The sequence below is a fragment of the Tahibacter sp. genome (genome assembly GCF_032229445.1).
Classification (GTDB): domain Bacteria; phylum Pseudomonadota; class Gammaproteobacteria; order Xanthomonadales; family Rhodanobacteraceae; genus Tahibacter.
The window spans coordinates 1-19610 of the sequence record NZ_JAVTWC010000014.1 but is presented as its reverse complement, the minus strand read 5'-3'; the positions used below and the strand labels follow the sequence as shown (position 1 = coordinate 19610).

Sequence of the window (19610 nt, the reverse complement as noted above, 5' to 3'; positions counted from 1 at the left end):
GGACGAAGTGGTTGTGGGTGGCGACTTCGGCGAAGGTGATGGTGAGTGGGGTCTCGATGCGATCGAGCGCAATCTGGTGCCATTCCCACCACGGCCGTCCCTCCTCGAAGTAGGACTTCTTCGCAAAGGTGGTTCGCTCGCCGAGAAAGGTCCGATACGGCAAGAGCCAGCGAAGCGCACCTGCTCGTTGTGCCAGATCGACCAGCTCTCCATCAGCGTAAGGGACCAGTGCATGAAGCGTCGGCGCCTCCGACCAGTCCCGGACTTCATCTCCTGATACGACAGGGCAATGCATGTTGCCTTCGACACTTTGCCGTCGGAGTGATGCCGCATCCGCCAACAGGATGTCGTCGGCCGCTGAGATCCCGAAGAATCCCATCGCGGTGGTCAGCTTCCCGAACGTCTCAATCGAAGCATCCTCGATCTGCTCCTTCAGCTCAGCGGCGCCGCCGCCGCCGATGCTCCACGGATGCCGTGCAAACACGCCACGAGCAGTATCCGTCACGCTGACAAAGTCGCTCTCCGACCCCGCCCGATCCACCTGACCAAGGATCGCCGTCCACACCAATCCCTGCGCCGGATCCTCCGGCGTGCTCGGCTCGCCCTTGATGCCCATTACCGTGCGTACTTCTCCGGCGACCGGCCGCTGATGGCGGCCGAACAGGATGACGGTGGGCGTGCCGTGGCCGGGGATGTAGGCACCAGCGGTGTCGATCACATGGGTCAGATCGAGCTGGGGCAGCACCTGCTCGATCAACTTCGAGCCAAACTCGCGCTTCATGAAGCTGTTGGCGGTGATCTCGCCGACATAGCCGCCGGGATGCTTGGCGGTGCCGTCCCCGCTTAGAGCCAGTTCGAAGAAGCGCTCGGTAAAGGGTGCGCCCAGCGAGTACTTCATGTGGCAGCTGGCGTAGCCGCTGCGGTAGGCCTGATTGAGCGCCTTGTCCTTGACCACGATGTAGGGCGGGTTGCCGACCACGGCGTGGTACTGCCGGCCGAGGATGGCGTTGACGGCCTCCAGATCCTCGCTGGCGTAAGCATGCGCGAGTCCGGCGCGCTGATAGCGCTCGGCGTTGTCGAACAGATCGTCGGTGACCTTCAATCCGAATCGGGTGCCGTGCAGCAGGCTGTCGCCGATGGCCACCTGCAGCTTGAAGTTGGGCGCATGGGCCAAGCGCTGCACGCCGGCCACGCGCAGCGCGGCCACCCAGAGGCGGAAGCGGGCGATGGCCACGGCGAAGGGGTTGAGATCCACGCCAGCCACGGCGTCCAGCGCCTTCTGGGCGATGTCCACCGGGTTACGGCCGGGCTCGGCGCGCTGCCACTCCGCCACCAGCCGCTCGAAGGCGCCGAGCAGGAAGTGGCCGGAGCCGCAGGTGGGGTCGATCAGCCGCACCTCGCGGAAGCCGAAGGTGCGGATGGCCGGGGTGAGGGTGCGGTCCAAGATAAACCGCTCGACGAATTCCGGCGTCTGCAGCAGGGCGTAGCGCTTGCGGGTGGCCTCTGAGAGGTCCTGATAGAGGTCGCCGAGGAAGCGCGTGTTCCAGCTCGCGTCGGTGAAGTCGTGACGTAGAGCGCCGCTGTCCGGGTCCACCTGCAGCCAGAACTGGCGCAGCGCCATGGCGGCGTCGGCGCTGATCGGAAAGCGAAACACCGGGTTATGTGCCGGGTCGAAGAAGGTTTTGAGGCCAGGCAGGGCGCCGGCCTCGCCAAAGGCCTCGAGCAGGTAGCTGCGGTCGTTGTCGGTCGGGTGGGCGCGCAACCAGGCCTCGAAGCGGTCGCGGGCCAGCGTCAGGCGGCCGGATTCTGGCGTGCCCGACAGCCACGGGCGCTCGACGAGGGCGTTGTCTTCGATGAAGCGCAGGAACACACAGGACAGCAGCCAGTGCACGCCGGCCTGAGTGATCAGCTGGTCGGCCCAGCTCTCGAAGGTTTCGGCGCAGCGCTCGGCGTCGCGGGCAGTCTGCCATTCGGCGGTCAGCGCGGTTTTGAGATCCGGCAGCTCGTTATCGATGCGCTGGCGCAGGTCGTCTTCCAACGTCTTGAGCTGGCGGGCGAGATCGATGAGTAGGGCCTTGGTGTCGATCACGGGCGGGTGAATCCTTGTGTGGGGTGGCCGCGGCGTCAGGCGGCGCTGCGGTGGCGGTTTTCCACCCAGGCGCGGGGCAGCGCGGCGAAGTTGGTGTCGCGGATCAACGGCACCGTGGCGCCGTCGAGACTGGCGACGGTGGGGTGGGTGCTTGGCAGCAGCATCCAGAGGGCGGGTGTGCGGCCGGGGCGGCCGACTTCGGTTTCCAGCATGCCCATCAGGTGCAGCAGGCCAAAGCGGGCGAGCAGGCCCGGATTCACCACCAGCAGGGGCTGCGTGGCCTCCAGCAGGGCGTCGGTGAGCGCGGGTACGCAGCGCTGGGCGAGGCCGCGCAGGCGGTTGGCATCGACGCTGTCCGCGGGGGCGGCATCGGCGCGCAGCACGACGTTCCAGTCGGCCTTCAATGCGGTCACCTGTTGGCGCAGGGCAGCGAGCCACCAGGCATCGAGGTCGAACAGGCGCAGTTGCTCGGCGCCTTCGCCGCCAAAGCGGTGCAGCAGCTCGGTCTGCGCGGCGCGGGCGCGCAGCGGCTCGATGGCGATCACCAGCAGACCGCCGTCTCGCAGGCGATGCTGTAGGCGCTGCTCCATCTGCTGAGCATCCTGCAGCTCGCCACTGTCAGCCTGGCCGGCATGCTGGGCGGTGGCGTGCCGGCTGAGACGGCTGATCGGACTGAGCGTGCGGCCGGTGCCCAGCGCCTTGGTGGTGTAGGCGCCGCCGTGGGTGATGTCTGAGTCCCAGTGCAGCGGTGCGCCGACTTCTTCCAGCAGGCGGTCGAGAAGGTGTCGCTGCGCGGGCAGGGGCTCTGCCTCGGGGTAGCGGCCGGAGACGCGCTTGACCAGTTCCTGCGGTTTGATCTGCGGCAGGCCAATCAGTGCGTTAAGCGACTGCCGCAGCGCCTGCAGCTTGGGCATGCCGCGACGGTAGATCTCCTGACGGCTGGAGAGTGCGGCTTCCTGCGAGGCAGCAGTGGCCAAGCGGAGCAATCGGGTGGCTGAAGGCTCGATCGGCTCGGGCGAGCCGGGTTCGGCTTCCGGCAGCGGCACGCTGCGCAGGGCCTCCAGCGCACGTGCCGGGGCGAGCAGGGGGTCGGCCAGCGCGCAACCGTCGGCCTTGGCACCCAACTGTTCGGCATAGCGTGCCCAGGCAGGGTGAGTGGCAATCAGCTGGGAGGGCTGATGCGGCCAGGCCTGGAAACGGGGCGACTCCAGCCCGGCTTCGGCCTCGACCGCCGCACGCAGCACGGCGCCGGCAAGGCGCAGGCGTTCCACATCCTCGGGCAGGGCGCAGCCGCGCACGGCGAGCAGGGCATCGGCCAGCTCGCGGTGGGTCATCACGTCGCTATTGGTCTGTAGCAGGGTGAGGATCTGGGCCCGCAGTTCGGTGAAGGCGGGGGTCTTCAGCCAGCGCTCGCGGGCCTTGGCAAGGGACGCCGAAAAGGCTTCGCGGCTGATCTGTCCGGCGCCCGCAGCCTCGCCGGCGCTGGGCCAGTGGCCGGCACGCTCCGGGGCGAGATCAAGGCCGAGGTAATACTCCAGCGCAGCATCTTCCGGCTGCTCGGCGCGGCGCGGCATCAGCACGTCGGCCAGCTCATTGATGGCGACCAGGGCACGGTCCGCGCGCACGTCCGCGTCGTCCTGCTCGTAGGCGCTGCTCTGGCCGGGGGCGAGGTCCGGGCGCAGTTGGGCAAGGCGTTTGGCGGTGAGCCGCACCTCCTTGCGCACCTTGTCGCCGACACCCTGCAGGTAGCGGAACTTCAGGCGGTCGACACCCAGCAGCTCACGCACGGTGTTGATGCCCATGCGCGAGAGCACGTCGAGTGCGGCGGGGCTGTAGCCGAGTTCGCCCACCGTGGACGTTGGGACCAGGGCGGCGGCGAGTGACTCGAAACTGTCTTCTTCGCCCTGCGTGGAGGTAGCTGCTGCCGCGCGCTCAAACACGGCGCGCCAGGCGCGCTGCATGTCTTCGGCGTTGTCGAAGCGCTGGCGGAAGTCGCGGCGCAGCGCCTTGGCGAAGAAGGCGGTGAGGGCATCGCGCAGCGAGGGCTCGAATACGCCGCTGTCGATGGTCGCCTCGTCCTCCAGCACTTCCGGTGCCGACTGGCCATCGCCAAAGCGTGGCGGGCGGCCGGCGGCCATTTCGTGCAGGGTTACCGCCGCGGCATAGCGTTCGGCATACAGGTCCCAGCGTCGATGTGAGCGCAGCACGAGGAAGGGGTCGAGGTAGGGTGGGGTGCCGGCCTTGATGTTCTCCGCCGGCGTGCGGCTGAGCGAGAAATCGAACAACACCAGCTTGAGTTTCCCGGTACGCGCCGTGGTGATGCCGATGTTCTCGGGCTTGATGTCACGGTGGCTGACGGCCTGGTTTTCCAGTTCGCCGACCGCGGCCAACAATTCCTCGCCGAAGCGCTGCAGCAAGTCGAGCGAGAGCCGGCCTTCGGTCTTGATGCGCTGGGCGAGGGTGGTATCGCCGGCGCTGCGCAGCAGGAGGGCAGTGCGTCCGGCGATGCTCAGGGTGTCGCGGTGTTCGATGATGTTCGGGTGGCGCAGCTGCTTGGCCAGCGCCTCGCCTTCGCTACGCAGGGCCTCGTTATGCGCGGCATCGTGAGCGACCTTGAGCACCAGGGCTTCGTCGTCGCCGTCGCGCTGCACCTGCAGCACCACGGCAGACGAGCCACGGCCCAGATGGCGGGTGACGGTGAAGCCGCCTTCAAGACGCTCACCGGCCTTGGCCTGACTGGGATCGACGGTGGCCTCGGGATCAGGCGTGGTGAGCGCGTCCTCGGCGGCATCGAGGTCGGCGAGGAATCCATCGACCGTGTTGTAGCGAGCGAGCACCTCGGGCTGGGTGGCAAAGCGGATCAGGTCGGACAGCTTCTGTGGGCAGCCGTCCATGACGTCGGCCAGCTGCAGGCCCTGCTTGGCGCGCAAGGTGGTGAGCAGGCTGATCGGGTTGTCCGCCGGAGGCTGGCCGGAAAGGATCAGGTAGCTGAGCGCGCCGAGCGAGAAGACGTCCAGTTCCGCACTCTGGCCCACTTCGGCGTGCGCCGTTTCCGGCGCCAGAAACACGCGCCCCGGATCGTCGACGTAGTTCTCGACATGGTGGGTGCCGGTGGTGCGGTGCAGGGTCTGCGAGTCTTCGCTGTTGCGAGTGCCGGTCTGCCAGTTCATCAGCCGCACGCGCAGATCCGGTGCGGGCCAGTCGCAGACCAGAACACTTTTGGGGGTCAGCGCACGATGAAAAAGGCGCTTGCCGTGGGCGAACTTGAGCACTTCGGCGATGCCGCGCACGAGGCTCAATCGCTGGGTGAGGGTGAGCCGGGCGGCGTGTTCGTGCAGCAGGTGATCAAGACGGATCGCCTTGGGGTCGTGATCGAAGATCAGCGCCGGACCCAGCTCGGTCTCCTTGAGGTCGCGGCAGCGCAGCATGCCCGCATGGTCGATGCCTTCGAGCACTTCGAACTCGCGACGGGCGCTGCGGATGCGGCCCTCACGCACCTCGGTGCTTTGTGCGGAGGCGAGGGTGTAGATGCGGATGCGTCGCTGGACCGAGGCCACGGTCTGATGTTGGCCAAGCCAGTCCTGGTAGTCCTCGCCCTCGGTGAGCAGCTTCTGCAGGCGGTACTCACCGACCGTGCGGTGCTTGCTGGAGGGACGAATGCCCGCCTCGGCGATGGCCTTGAACACGGCCCGCATCTGCGTGCTGTCAACGGCCGACCCGGTGACGCCGCGGAGGCCACGGGCTAGCCCGGCGACGACACCATCGTCCTCTGGATGGCCGGGACGGCCACGCAGGAACACGCCGACCCGAGCACGCCCCTCAAGCCGGCACTGAAGCTTGGTGGCCGAGAGAAAAATGGCCGAGTCGATGAAGGGAAGGCGCGTCTTGGCCTTGGTCATGGCCGGTTGCCGGCGCAGGATCGACGCCAGGCGCTTGGCCTTCCGGTCCGCCAGCAGGCGCGGATTGTCGACCGAGAACTCGCGACCGTCGGTGTTCCATACCCAGGTGTGGGCGTCGCCCCGCAGTTCGCCGGGTCGCGATTTGATCTCGACGAGGTAAAGGCCTGTCGGCGCCATGACCAGCGCATCGACCTCGTTCACACGACCATCGTCGTCAATGAACTCGAAGTTGGTCCAGACGTGCCAGGGGTCATGATTCGGCAGGTGCTCGCGCAGCCACTCCAGCGCTTCCCGTTCCCAGGCGTATTCGGACTCCGAGATCACATGCCAACGGCCAGTGCTGAGGGTCATTGGTCGCGCTCCGCGTGGTCAGGCAGTCGTTCAAATAGCTCCCCCACCGGGCACTCGAACAGGGCGCAAAGCCGGTCCAGCGCCGGCAGCTCGATCCGCGTGGCGCGATCGTGGTAGAGCGCGGTAACAGTGCTGCGATTGAGCCCTGTGAGGCGCGCCACATCGGCAATCCGCAGGCGCTTCTGACCCATCAGGATGGAGAGGCGACAACGGATCATGGGCGCGCCAAGAGTGCCGGGGTGATGCGCAGCGTAGCATTATTTCGCGCTGCGCATCGCCCCGACTTTCTTTGCGGAAACGACTCGCCAGGCACCATATGACAGGTCGCGGGCCGAGAAGGCATGACACCGTGGCACTCTCTGCGCTTTGCGCTCCGCGCCGAGAACGCCCGGCTGGTTGCATTGCTGCAGGCACATGGTGTGCGTGGCGCTCGCCACCATCTGAGACAAAGCCGCCCACAGTCGGCACATCGTCAGGTTTTTCCACTCAGCAGAAGATTGACCTGTTCCGCCGTCTGTTTCGGGGACGGACCGATGTGTTCCCCGTTCGATGGGAGAGCAAATCGACAGGCAGATGACAGGGTTACCGCGCTGGTGCCAACGTTAACGAGCAACGACAGCGGGCGATGCACTCGTCGGATTCGACCTGGGCGACCAGCAACACCGGCCTCAGTTCGCGGCACATGCGCGGCCTGGCCGTAGTGCCCGGCGCCCCGAACACCCTGTTTACCGGCTACTGGGACGAAACTCCGTTCGAGTCCTCGCCGCTCGTCATGACGCGCGACGGCGGTGCGCAGTGGCAGGCGGTGCTCACCGACGAGGTCGAGTACGTCCGTTCGCTCGCGCTCAATCCGACCACTGCGGCGCAGCCCTCGGCGATGACGCTGTACGCCGGTGGCCGCAATCTGCGCACGCCGTTCGGTGAGCCGACGCGAGGTCCCCTGTTCCGCAGCGACGACAGTGGCCAGAACTGGGTGCGCCTCGAAAGCGGGCTGCCGTCCGGCAGTGTCGCTGGCAGCACTATCAGCCCGCTGATTCGCGACATCGCGGTCGATCCGCGCTCCTGCGCCGCGCCGCCAGCGCTCGGCCGCTGCCGCAGCGGCCCGCTGCAGCGCGTGTTCGCGCTGACGTCGACGGAAGGCTGGCGCGTGTTTCGCAGCGACCAGCGCGGCGACAACTGGGTCAGCGGCGACGCGGCCGACAGCGGCCTGCCGCGCTATACGTATGTTGTAAATGTATACGAAGCAATCTATCCGATCGATCTCGAAGTCACGGCTGACGGCGAAGTCTTCCTGTCGACGCGCTACACCGGAGAGGCCGACGACGGCACGCCTATTCAGCCCGTGATGCGCAGCGGTGTATTCCGCAGCACCGACGGCGGCCTCCACTGGCAGCAGCGCAGCAATGGCCTTCCGCTGTTGCCGGGGGCGTCACAGACGCATCCGGATGTGGCCGCAATAGCGGCGCATCCGCGCCGCTCCGGCGTTCTGTGGGCCGCGGCAGGTATCGATATGGAACCCTCGCGCGTTTACAAGACCGTCGACGGCGGCGCGACGTGGCTGCCCAGTGGCGCTCTCTTCGCCGACTGCTCGATACGCGACCTGCAGGTCGACCTGGCGGCTCCGGATGTCGTCTACGCAGCCGGGACCGGTGTTGGATTCGCGTCGGCCTGCGTGTATCGCAGCGAGGACGGAGGCGCGAACTGGACGCGCGTCGGCGGGAACGCGCCATTCGGTACGATCCACCAACTGGGTCTGGATGAGCGCGATCACTCGCGACTGCGCGTCTCGACCGATCAGGGCATCTGGGAATTGCGGGATGCGCCCGAGCGGATCTTCATCGACGGCTTCAGCCACTGATTCGGCCGCTGGCCAAGCCGCCGCGCCAGCACTGCATTTCTGCAACATCGCCAACGTCGTCTGCTCTGCGCCAGCGCTACGATGAACGCCGTAGTCATTCGGGGAGATGACGATGGCATCCGGCTTGCGATGGACAGGCGCATTCGTACTGGCACTGGCCGCGGCCGGCTGCACGCCGCCGGCGCGGCAGGATCTGGCACGCGATAGCGCGTACGAGCGCGACGGCGAGCGCGAACGCGACAGCGTCGCGGAGTACATGCGCGAGGAGCGCGCGGAAAAAAACCAGCGCGTCAGCGGCGCACTCGAACGCGCGCAGTTGTTCTCGGCCCGGCGCCTGCCGGCCGGCGAAAGCGAACTGCAGCCGGCGCGCTGGTTCCAGGCCGAACAGCGCATGCGGATGATGAAGCGGCACCTGCCGCGCGCCGATGGCAATCCCATGGGTGCGAAAGCGCTGCCGCAATGGCAGTGGCTCGGGCCTGCCAACGCGACCGGGCGCACGCGCACACTGGAATTCGATCCGCGCAACAGCGACGTGATGTATGCCGGCGGCGTGTCCGGCGGCGTCTGGAAAAGCAGCGACGCCGGCGCGAACTGGCAGCCGTTGTCCGACGATGCGGTGAACCTCAACATCGGCGCGCTCGCGATCGATCCCGAACGGCCCGACACGATCTACGCCGGCACCGGCGAGCTGTATCGCGACAGTGGCATGCCGTGGTCGCCGATGAGCGGCTCGGGAATCCTCAAGAGCATCGACGGCGGCGAGAGCTGGAGCCCGTTGCTCGCGACGCAGAACGCACAGTTCCGCTACGTCAGCGATATCGTGTTCAGTCCGCGCGATTCGCGCCGCCTGTACGCAGCGACCAACAGCGGCATCTGGCGCTCGCGCGACGGCGGCGCCACGTTCGAACGCCTGCTGCGTCCGGCCGATGGCCAGGACGCGCTGCGCTATGAAGGCTGTACCGATCTGGCGATCCGCGGCGATACGACGCAGGACTGGCTGCTCGCGACCTGCGCATCGCGTTCCATCGCCGATCGCTACTGGCTGCCGGGCACGGTCACGCCGGCCGCGTGCGATGGGCCCTGCCCGGCGGCGGTGTTCCTCAACACCGATGCGGGCAATGCCGGACAGTGGGAAACCGTACTGTCGGAAGCCGGCCAGGGCCGTACGCAGATCGACATCCACAAGGCTGACCCGCGCGTGATCTACGCCGTCGCGGCCAGCATCGCTCCCGGGGCCGACCGCACCGGTGATGGCGTGGGCGACTACGACAACGGCCTGCATGCGCTGTGGCGCTCCGACGACGGCGGACGCACCTGGGATGCTCGCCTGCGCAACGACTCGCCGGATCTTCTGTCGGCGAGTCTGTTCCAGTTTCATTTCGCGGTGAAGCCACTGGCCTGCGGCGATCCGTCGCCGCCGGATTTCTATGCCGCGGGCTGGTACAACAATGCGATCGCGGCCGATCCCGTCGACGCCGACACGGTCTGGGTCGGCGGCATGACCCTGTTCCGCTCCACCGACGGCGGCCGGCGTTTCGGCCTGGCCAGCTATTACTTCGCGCCGGACGATTCCTACGTGCATCCGGACCAGCACCGCATCCGCTTCCATCCGGGCTACGACGGTGCGGCCAACCAGCGCATCTACAGCGCGCACGACGGCGGCATTTCCACGAGTGACAACGCGCGCGCGCCGGTCGGCAGCGGTGAGGCGGGGCTGTGCCGTGCACCGGCCGGTGATCGTGTGCGCTGGCGTGGCCTGAGCCGCGGCATGGGCACGACGCAGTTCTACGCCGGCGCGGTGTTTCCCGACGGACGCCGTTACCTCGGCGGCACCCAGGACAACGGCACCTGGCTCGGCGGCGACGACGCCGGCCCCTACGCCTGGCGCCATGTGTACGGCGGCGATGGCGGCTTCGCCGCGGTCGACCCGTCCAATACCAATGTGCTGTACGCGAGCGCGCAACACGTCTCGATCGGCAAGTCCGTCGACGGCGGCAACCGCTTCGTCGGTGCGACGCGCGGGCTCAGCGACCAGACCCTGTTCATCATGCCGTACCTGATCGACCCGAACGCGCCGCAGCGGCTCTACGCCGGCGGCACGCGCCTGTGGCGCAGCGACGATGCGGCCGGCAACTGGCGCCGCGCCAGCGCACCCTTCGGCAACGGCGGGTTCGGCGGCCGCACCTCGGCCATCGCGATCGCACCCGGCAATCCCAATCGCATGCTGGTCGGCAACCAGACCGGCATCTACCGCAGCAGCGCGGCGCTGGCGAGCACGCAGGGCACGGTCTGGGCTTCCGCCTCGCCGCGCAGCGGCTGGGTCTCGCGGCTGGCCTTCGATCCGCTCGACAGCAATGTGGCGTATGCCACGTATTCCACCTTTGGCGACGTGCACGTCTGGAAGTCGGTCGATGCGGGCGCGAGCTGGCAGCCGTTGGACGGCGACGGCGAAGGCCGCTTGCCCGACGTGCCGGTGCACGCGATCGCGATCAATCCGCGCAACCCGCGAGAGCTTTACCTGGGTACCGACCTCGGCCTGTTTGTCTCGCTGGACGGCGGCGCGAACTGGGCGGTGGAGAACACCGGCTACGCCAATGTCATTACCGAAGACCTGAAGCTGGTCGCAACCGCCGGCGGGCCGGCGCAGCTGTTCGCCTTCACCTACGGGCGCGGCGTGTGGCGCGTGAATCTCGGCGATTTCGACGCCGAGCCCGACTACCGCATCGACACGCGTGTCGCCGGCATGTGGTGGAACCCGCAATCCGATGGCCACGGACTGATGCTCGAACCCGTCGTCATCGACGGCGTGACGCATGTCGTCGCGAGCTGGTTCGTCTACCAGGACGGCGAACCGTACTGGATGATCGGCGTGGGCCGTGCCGACGGCGGCCGCGTGCGCGTGCCGGTCGCGGCCAGTCGCGGCGCGAACTTCCCGCCGGATTTCCGCGCCGCCGATGTGCAGCAGCAGGCCTGGGGCGAACTCGACATCGAATTCCATTCGCCGCGGCGCGCAACCTTGCGCTGGAGCAGCAGCCTGCCCGGCTTCGGCAGCGGCGAGCTGCCGATCGAAAGCCTGGTCGCCGCAGCGGCCAGCGCGGATGATCCGCCTGGCGCGCAGGTCCGTGCCTGCCACAGCGGCAACTGGTTCCAGCCCGCGCAGAGCGGTCACGGATTCTTCCTGCACGTCTTCGGCGGCGGCGAAGCGCGCCAGCTCGTCGCGGTCTGGTACGTGTTCGATCGTGGCAAGCCGCTGTTCCTCGTCGGCGCCGGCCCCATCAGCGGCGACAGCGCGACGCTGACGTTCGGCATCACGCGCGGACCGGACTTCCCGCCCGACTACCGCGTCGCCGATCTCGATCGCCGACCCTGGGGCACGGCCACCTTCCGCTTCACCGGGTCCGACACGGCGCAGGTGAGCTGGACGCCGCAGATTGCCGGCTTTGCCGCCGGCAACCTCGATCTCGTGCGGCTTACGGAGCAGTTGGGGAGGAGCTGCCGCTAGGCGCTGCATGCAGCCAGAGCGGGTGCGGCCCCTATGCTTTCAGCGTCCGGCACAGCGCCGCCAGCGCGATCCCTTCGTTGGCTTCATAGGTGCCTGCCTGGTCGAGCCTCCGAGCCGTCGACGTGCCAGCATGGTGCACGCCGATGACTTCCCAGTCCTCGTTGAACACCGGGCTGCCGGAGCTGCCGGGCTCGGTCGGCGTGCGGTAGTGGATCAGGCGCGGAATGCCGTCGTAGGCCAGCAGCAGGCTGTCGTGCAATGAAATCTGCAGCCCGCGGCCCAGCGGGTGACCCACCACGTAGACCTTGGTGCGCGGACCCAGCTTGGGCATGGCCAGATTGAGTTCCAGCCCGTCGCCAGACGGCTGCGGGTCGAGCGTAACGACGCACAAATCGAGTTCCTTGCCCGGATAGTTCGGCACGAAGGCGCCGCGCGGCGGCGTGCAATACAGCACTTCCCCGACGCGATATTCGGGTTGCGGCGCGGTGCGTCCACTATCCATCTCGAACTGGATGCGGGCTCTTTTCGGCGCGACCGAACCGGGGACGGCGCAGTCGCTGATGACGTGTGCGTTGGTGACGAATACGAGCTCGGTGCTGTCGTCGCCCCAGAGTTTGCCCCGCTCGATCAGGAAGCCCGTGCCGATACGCCGGCCGATGTCCGATGAGACGCAGCCGACGGCCTCGCAGATGCGCAGCACATGACGGACGGTGGCGACAGAGAACGTGCTCTGGCCACTGAAGTTCTTTTCCAGGACGCCGGGATGTTCGCGCAGGTCGCGGGCTTGCGCTGCACTCAGCGCCAGCCCCTGGGTAGCGGCCTGCTGGCGTAGCGACAGGATGTGCGCCAGGCGCGACGCGCAGTCCTTTTCCGGTCGCAGTGGGTCGCCGCGCCAGATTTCGACGAGCTGGCGCGCATAGGCGCCGAGGTCGAAGGGGCGTGTGCCGGACAGGTTGATGAAGCGGCTGAGCCAGAGTTCGGCGGCGTCGCAATCGTCGAGCGCAAGATGGGCCTCCGACAGCGTGGCGAGAATCCACGGCATATCGCCGGCATCGCGGACCCATTGCTTCTGGCGTGATTCCCACGCCTGCGTCGCCGCCGCGTCGCTGCCCGGATGGCTGCTCTCAAGTGCCTTGCCTGCATCGCGATGGGCGTCGACCTTCGCGCTCAGCATCGCGACCAGTCGAGCGGCAAGCGTCCGCGCCGGGTTGTCCGGTGCGCCGGTTGGCACGGCACGTTCGGTCTGTTGACGCGTTAGCAGCGCGACGGTGTTGATGCCGTGCCAGTAGCGCGTTTCGTCCGCGTCGTACTCCGCGCGGTAGCGATCGATCGCGGTCTGCAACTGCTCGCCAGCGTACGGGGACGGGGTCGCGCCGGCGCCCTGCGGTTCGGTGTCGTTGCGCTCGGTCGCGCGCACGAAGCGGTCCTTGGCGATGCGTCCGAGCAGGCCGCGCAGTTCCGTCGTCTCGAACGCGATGGTCTGTGCCGGCACCGTCGCGGCGTGCCAGTCCTGCGGCGCCAGCAGTTCTTTGATCAGACCTTCCGCAAGATCGAGTTCGCGCAGGTTGATCAGCGCCTGCGCGTGTCTCCGGCCTATCGTCATGTCGCGGGGCGCCGACTGCTGCCAGGCTTCCGCAATCTGGCAGGTCAATTCGAAATGCAGGCGATCGTTGAACAGCCGGACCAGCGTCCGCGCCTGCTGGATATCGGGCTCATCGCATCGAGCGCGGATTGCGGCCGCGAGCAGTTGGACGGCGGCGGCGAGTACCCATTCGACAGATCCGGTCCACTCGCCTTTGAGCAGTTGCGCGACTGCGTCCTGCGCGATGCTGCCCTCGTCGTCGTGTCCACCCCCGCCCGGCGCATCGTCTCCGCCTTCATGGGTCATGTTCATCGGTATCGTCTCGTCGTGGCCGTTGCCCGATACCAGTGCCTCCTTCGCAGGGATTCTCTCAGTGGGCCGTCGCATGCGCCGGCATTACTGCCGGCTTCACGGCCGCGATGCTCGCACCTCAGCGAGGCAGATCGTTCTTCAGCAGGTCGCGGATCTCGGTCAGCAGCACGACTTCTGCAGCCGGCGGTGCCGGCGGCGCCGGCGCGTCCTCCTGTTTCTTGATCAGACGATTCATGAGCTTGATCACGAGGAAGATCGCGAACGCGACGATGGCGAACTGGATCAGGGTATTGAAGAACGCGCCGAACTGGACGGCGACCTCACCCTTGCCGTCGGGACCGGCTGCTTGCAGCACCCATTTGTACGCGGAAAAATCCACACCCCCGATCAGCATGCCGATAGGCGGCATGATGATCTGGTCGACCAGCGACGTGACGATCTTGCCGAAGGCGGCGCCGATGACGACACCGACTGCGAGATCGATCACGTTGCCGCGCATTGCGAATGCTTTGAACTCGCTGAAGAAGCCCATGGTCCGTCTCCTGATGGCCGTGCAGTGGATGGCGGCTCCCCGTGCCGCGCGAAGGTGTTTTACACGATAGCGCGGCCGTTCGGCGAGGCAGGGAAATCCCCGCCGGCGACGCGTCCGTCGCGCCGCGGCTATCGCGGACTCGTCGCCATGTCTTCGCGGTCGCGCGCGTTCAGACGATCCGTCCGCGCAGCGAGGCCACGCCGCCGAGCGTGGCCTCGAAGGTGTCGCCGCGGGCCAGCGCGGCGACGCCGGCCGGCGGGCCCGTGAAGATCAGGTCGCCGGCGGTCAGTTCGAACAGTTTCGACAGTTCGTGGATGATTTCGGGGACATTGAAAATCATCTCGCTGATGTCGCTGTACTGGCGCGGCTCGTCGTTGACGAGCAGGGACAGCGTCGCATGCTGCGGATGCGCGCCGGCGTTGACCGCGCGCAGCGCCGATACCGGTGCGGAAGCGTCGAAGCCCTTGGCCACGTCCCAGGGCAGGCTCTTGGCCTTGGCCACGGCCTGCAGGTCGCGCCGCGTCAGATCGAGACCGACGCCGTAGCCGTATACATGCTGCAGCGCGGACGCGACCGGTATGTCGCGTCCGCCCGAGTGCAGCGCGACGACCATTTCCACTTCGTGGTGCAGGTCGTTCGTGGCGCTGGGATACGGCACGTCGTTGCCATCGGTGACGACGACGTCGGCGGGTTTGAGGAAGAAGGTCGGCTGGCTGCGGTTCACCTCGGCGCCCATCTCCTTGGCGTGGTCGGCGTAGTTGCGGCCGACGCAGTAGATGCGATGCACGGGAAAGCGCTGCTCGCTGTCGAGTACCGGCACGCTGGCGGTCGGCGGGGCGGGGAAGACGAAGTTCATGGCGGCCCTTGAGCACGGGAAGAGATGATTCAGCATAGCAATCGGCCGACGGGGGCGCGCTAGCCCGGATTTCTTACGCCCGTTCGCAGTAGAAGGGGTGTGAGAAATCCGGGCTATAGTCGGCCGCATGAGCGTGATCGCCCCGGACGCTGCCGAAGCCCGCCTGCTGGACCGCTGCACCGCGCTCGACGCGCGCCTGGTCGCGGCGATCCGCCGCATCCGGATGCTCCAGGTCGTCAGCTGGCCGGCCTCAGCGCAGCAGCATTTCATCAACAACTGGCAGCGCGGATTCCGCAGCCTGCCCGACGTGCATTACGTCGCGCCGGACCTGTCCGCCGAGCGCGAGGAGCTGATCGCGATCCAGGCCGAGGCGGAGACGGAGCATCCGGTCGGCGACTACCTGCGCCGCAGCGCGGAATCCTGGCGCATCGCGACCGAGTTGCTGCATTCGGTCGGCACGGCGGCGGTGACCGGGCATTCCATCCGGCTCTACGGCCGTCCGGGCGACCGCCTGCCGGGCTCGGAACTGACCAACCTCGACGCCGCGCGCCACTTCGTCGGCCTGGCCGGCGAACTGGACCAGGAAATCCTCGCCAGCGAGGCCGACTACTGCATTCCGGCAGAGACCCTGCAGGCGGAACTACAGGCGCAGCTCGACGGCTTTTTCCACTCGCACAAGATCGAGGTCGAGATCGACCCCGACCTCATTGCCAAGGCGGCAGCCGGACCGACCCGCATCCGCCTGCGCTCGGCAACGTGCTTCTCCGAATACGACCGCCACCAGCTCGTCGAGCACGAGGCCTTCGTGCACTCTTTGACGGGCCTCAACGGACGCGAGCAGCCGCACCTGAAGTCGCTGGGCCGGTCCTCGCCGCGCGTGACCGCGACGCAGGAAGGCCTGGCCGTGTTCGCCGAGCTGATGTCCGGTTCAATCGACATCGAACGCATGAAGCGTATCTCGCTGCGCATCGTGGCGATCGACATGGCGCTGTCCGGCGCCGATTTCGTCGACGTGTTCAGCTATTTCCTCGAGGCGGGGCAGACCGAGTCGGACAGCTTCTCCTCGACCCAGCGCGTGTTCCGCGGCGTACCGGTGCAGGGCGGCGCGGCATTCACGAAGGACAATGTCTACCTGCACGGACTGCTGACCGTGCATACCTTCTTCCGCTGGACCCTGAAACATCGCCGCCTCAAGCTGTCGCGCGCGCTGTTCGCCGGCAAGATGGCGCTGCACGACGTGATCGCGCTGGAACCGTATTTCGACTCCGGCTACATCGCTCAGCCGCTCTACCTGCCGCCGTGGGTGCAGCGCGCGAATGGCCTGGCCGGCATGCTCGCGTTCTCGCTGTTCGCCAACCAGATCCGCATCAACGCGGTCGCTGCGGACGACCTGGTACTGGGCGTCTGACCGGAACCGCGTCACAGGTCGGCAGGTTGCCTGGCCGCAACTGCAAAGAAATGTGACCGATCTGTCCGCCAGGCCTGGCCGGGGCTAGTCTTGCTCGTCACTTTTGCACCGCGCCTAGTGCGTCCGGTGCCCGCTTCACCAGGGGGAGCTGGCGCAGTCCGAGAGCTGCGCATGGGCTCAGACACGGCGACCAGGACGGTTGCCGTGTTGTTTTCGGGACCCGGCGGAATCGGTCGCGATCCCCCGCCACATCGCCGCTTCAGCGTGCACGCCCCGTCAGCTCATTCCAGACCGTCGGCGAAGATCAGTTCGCCGCGCTGGCGCGCGAGCAGCTCCAGATACACTTCGAGATTCGTATACCCGGCCACGCCGAGCAGCGGCAGCGACAGCTGCGTGCCGTTGTTGTCGCCGACGGACGGGTTCAGTCCATAGTCCGCGTGCGCCAGTTCGAACGCATCGGGCATGCCGTCCGCGTCGCTGTCGGCGGGCGCGGTCGGCGGAGCACCTGGGGCGAAATCCAGCGTGAACGCATCGCCAGCGACGGGCTGTTCGTGCGGCAGGTCGGGAATGCTTGCGGCGGCCGTCGAGGCGGCGTAGCGCCGATCCATGGCGTCGTGCGGCAGCGCGCCAGCGGTCAGCGGCAGTTCGCGCTGCAGACGATCGCCGGGACGGTAGCGCGTGGCCGGGAAATCGTGCCGGGTGCCGCGTCGCAGCGCCGTGCCCGTCGCGGTGTTGCCGCCGGGGCCCGGCGGGAAGTCGTTGCAGCAATAGAACAGCTGATAGTCGGCCAGCGCACTGAAACGGTCGATGCGGTTGTCGCGCACGTAGAGCGTGTTCTGGCTCGGCGGATCGCCAACATCCGTGCCGAGCAGGCCGAATGCGGCCAGGCCGAAGCTGAAGCCGCTGCGCGTGACGAAGCGGTTGCCGACGAGATTGAGCTGCACGCGGAACGGTCCGTTGGCAACGTCCGCGTCGACCCACGGCCCGTAGTCGATGAAGTAACCGGGATCGAGATAGAGGTTGTTGCTGACTTCCAGCCGCAGCGGCACGTTCTGGCAGGCATCGATGAGACGTGGCGGAATATCGTCCTGCGCGCTGGATTCGCAGGTGATCTCGGGCAGGCGACCCTTGATGCGGTACCAGAGGTTGCGCGTCAGCGTGATGCCATCCAGCGGATACGCGCTGTTGGAATAGTTCAGCAGCACGCCGCCGTAGGTTGCATGGCTGCCGACGGTTTCCGCGATGATCGAATCCTGCAGTGTGATCTGCGAGGCCCAGCTCAACTGCACTGCTTCGTCACTCGCGTTGGCCAGCGACAGATGATCGAGCATGGCGTGGCGGATCCCGTCCAGGCGCAGCGCGTCGTCGTTGCCGGGACAGTTGCCCGGAGGACTGAGCTGGCAGGCCGGGCGTGAGCGCAGATGCCGCACGATGAGGTTGTCGCAGTTGACGCCGCCGTAGTGCGTGCCGCAGACCAGGCCGCGGACGATCACGCCGCCGGGCGAACTCTGTCCGGCGATGGTCACGTCGCCGCTGCGCACGGTCGCGATGCCGTCGATGACGCCGCTGACCTTGAACAGCACTGTGCGCGCGCCGCTCTGGCGCAATGCCCAGTTCAGTGAACCGCTGTGGCCGCTGCCGTTCATGCCGGCCGGATCGGCGTCGAGGGTTGTCACGTGGAGCACACGTCCGCCACGTCCGCCGCTCGCCGCCGCACCGAAACCTTCCGCGCCCGAAAAGCTCGGCAGTCCCTGCGCGTGCAGCGGTGCGACGGCGGACAGCAACAGCACAACCATCCCGCGAACGATGTACATGGCTTCCCCCCGATGCCTTGCCTCTCGCCGTGCAAGCGTAGCGAGGCGGCCGCGCAGGACAAGGCGGCTGGACACGGCCGCGGAAAAGCGCGGCAAGGCCAGGGAAACCACGCGGAGACATGGCGCCGCCGCGATGCCGGCCGGCGCGGCGCGATGCGAATCCGTGAGGCGCGCGACATTCGCGCTGGCCGATATGGCATTCCTGTCCGCTAGCGCCGATTGCGTCACGATAATGTCCGCCGTCGCTGCCGTAAGGTCCGCGCGCCCTTGCCGATTCCTCGGCCGCAGCACCCTCGCGGGAGATTGCGCTTGAACGCCGGATTTCCCGCTGTCGATGTTGCCCGCGCCTGCCGCGTCCTGCGTCCGTTGCGCTGCCGGGCGTGGGACGGAATCGCTCCCTCATCATCCATGTGCCGCCGCTGTGTCCCGCGCGCACCGCAACGACCGCGACACCGTCCTGCAATGCGCCGGCGGTATATGTCCCGGGTTTCGCGCCCGCGGGCGCGTTTGGGGAGGTCAGCATGGGGAAGAGCAAGCGTTTCGGGGCGGGGGCCCTGATCGGTACGGTTCAGGGCGTGGCATTCGGCGTCATGTTGATCGCTGCACTGAGCGGCGACGCCTACGCGGCGAGTCCGGACCATCATGAATTCGATGCCACGCTCGAGGCGCCGTACCGCGGTGACGCGGGCGATGCGCGCGAGTTCGTGCTGCATTTCGCGTTTCCGGACGCCACCGACCCGGCCACCGTGGCCTGGCGCCTGGAAGTGCAGGACCCTGCCGGGCGGCGCGTGCAGGCCTGGTACGGCGAAGTGCCGTTCTATGGAAAACCTGTCGATGTGCGCGTGCCCTGGGACGGACGCGATGCGGCGCAACGCGCATTGGCGAGTGGCCACTATCGCGTCGGCCTGACCGCTGCGACCGGCGAACCGCTGCTGACACGCACGCTGCCCGGCGAACTGCCGCAGCGCGTGGAACAGGCGCTGGCGACGGCGGACCACGCTATCGCGCAGAACTGGGACATCGAACTCGGTGCACCGGCCAAGCCAGCGATGCCCGCATTCACGGCGCTGCCTGTCGGCGTCTTCGGTGAAGCGGCGTACAGCGAGGGTGCCAAGAGCGCGCCGGCGACCGGCGCGCTGCCGTACACCGTGTACTACGGCAACCTGCACAGCCAGACCAACGATTCCGACGGTGGCGGCGCGATCGGTTCGTGCACCTCGTCGCAGGCCGCACAGAGCGGCCAGTACGGCCCCGCCGCGGCGTTTCCGTACGCGCGCAACCGCGGTCTCGATTTCCTGATGACCTCCGAGCACAACCACTACTTCGACGGATCCTCGTCGACCAATGCCTCGGCCAGTCCGACCACGGCGCGCAGCCGCTATGCCGCCGGTCGCAGTGCGGCCAGCA

10 protein-coding genes and 1 pseudogene are annotated in these 19610 nt (G+C 67.5%); 4 read left to right on the top strand and 7 right to left on the bottom strand.

Going from position 1 to position 19610, the window contains the following annotated elements; genetic code table 11:
- From pglX to RUU78_RS03295, 3 genes are all read right to left on the bottom strand, one after another.
- The coding region (pglX, locus tag RUU78_RS03305; RefSeq protein WP_313913646.1) for a BREX-2 system adenine-specific DNA-methyltransferase PglX at positions 1 to 2089 on the bottom strand (2089 nt) is incomplete at its 3' end.
- A gap of 35 nt (positions 2090 to 2124) precedes the next feature.
- Entirely contained in the window at positions 2125 to 6339 is a 4215-nt protein-coding gene (pglW, locus tag RUU78_RS03300) for a BREX system serine/threonine kinase PglW (protein WP_313913644.1), read from the bottom strand.
- Entirely contained in the window at positions 6336 to 6557 is a 222-nt protein-coding gene (locus tag RUU78_RS03295; protein WP_313913642.1) for a helix-turn-helix transcriptional regulator, read from the bottom strand. The genes pglW and RUU78_RS03295 overlap by 4 nt, the downstream gene beginning before the upstream one ends.
- A 407-nt stretch (positions 6558 to 6964) precedes the next feature.
- Between RUU78_RS03295 and RUU78_RS03290 the strand changes: the two genes are divergently transcribed.
- Positions 6965 to 8197 (top strand): hypothetical protein, encoded by a 1233-nt coding sequence (locus RUU78_RS03290; protein ID WP_313913640.1) that lies wholly within the window; start codon positions 6965 to 6967, stop codon positions 8195 to 8197.
- A 112-nt stretch (positions 8198 to 8309) separates the two neighbouring features.
- Positions 8310 to 11699 (top strand): hypothetical protein, encoded by a 3390-nt coding sequence (locus RUU78_RS03285; protein ID WP_313913638.1) that lies wholly within the window; start codon positions 8310 to 8312, stop codon positions 11697 to 11699.
- Positions 11700 to 11730: 31 nt separating this feature from the next.
- Here the strand turns inward: RUU78_RS03285 and RUU78_RS03280 are convergent, their stop codons facing one another.
- The 3 genes from RUU78_RS03280 to RUU78_RS03270 all read right to left on the bottom strand — a co-directional run bounded on the left by RUU78_RS03280 (position 11731) and on the right by RUU78_RS03270 (position 14981).
- Complete coding sequence (locus RUU78_RS03280; protein WP_313913636.1) at positions 11731 to 13593, bottom strand: serine protease; 1863 nt, start codon at positions 13591 to 13593, stop codon at positions 11731 to 11733.
- A 118-nt stretch (positions 13594 to 13711) separates the two neighbouring features.
- A complete protein-coding gene (gene mscL / locus RUU78_RS03275) occupies positions 13712 to 14125 on the bottom strand; it encodes a large-conductance mechanosensitive channel protein MscL (RefSeq protein WP_313913634.1) in 414 nt (137 codons plus the stop codon).
- Between the two features lie 169 nt (positions 14126 to 14294).
- Positions 14295 to 14981 (bottom strand): fumarylacetoacetate hydrolase family protein, encoded by a 687-nt coding sequence (locus tag RUU78_RS03270; protein ID WP_313913631.1) that lies wholly within the window; start codon positions 14979 to 14981, stop codon positions 14295 to 14297.
- A gap of 127 nt (positions 14982 to 15108) precedes the next feature.
- On the opposite strand from RUU78_RS03270, the gene RUU78_RS03265 reads away from it, so the two are divergent.
- On the top strand, positions 15109 to 16389 hold the full coding sequence (locus RUU78_RS03265) for a flavohemoglobin expression-modulating QEGLA motif protein (RefSeq protein WP_313913630.1): 1281 nt from the start codon (positions 15109 to 15111) through the stop codon (positions 16387 to 16389).
- A 281-nt stretch (positions 16390 to 16670) separates the two neighbouring features.
- Here RUU78_RS03265 and RUU78_RS03260 read toward each other — a convergent pair whose 3' ends face one another.
- A complete protein-coding gene (locus RUU78_RS03260; RefSeq protein WP_313913628.1) occupies positions 16671 to 18203 on the bottom strand; it encodes a hypothetical protein in 1533 nt (510 codons plus the stop codon).
- Positions 18204 to 18724: 521 nt separating this feature from the next.
- On the opposite strand from RUU78_RS03260, the pseudogene RUU78_RS03255 reads away from it, so the two are divergent.
- A pseudogene (locus RUU78_RS03255) lies at positions 18725 to 19610 on the top strand (carbohydrate-binding protein CenC); the annotation flags it as partial.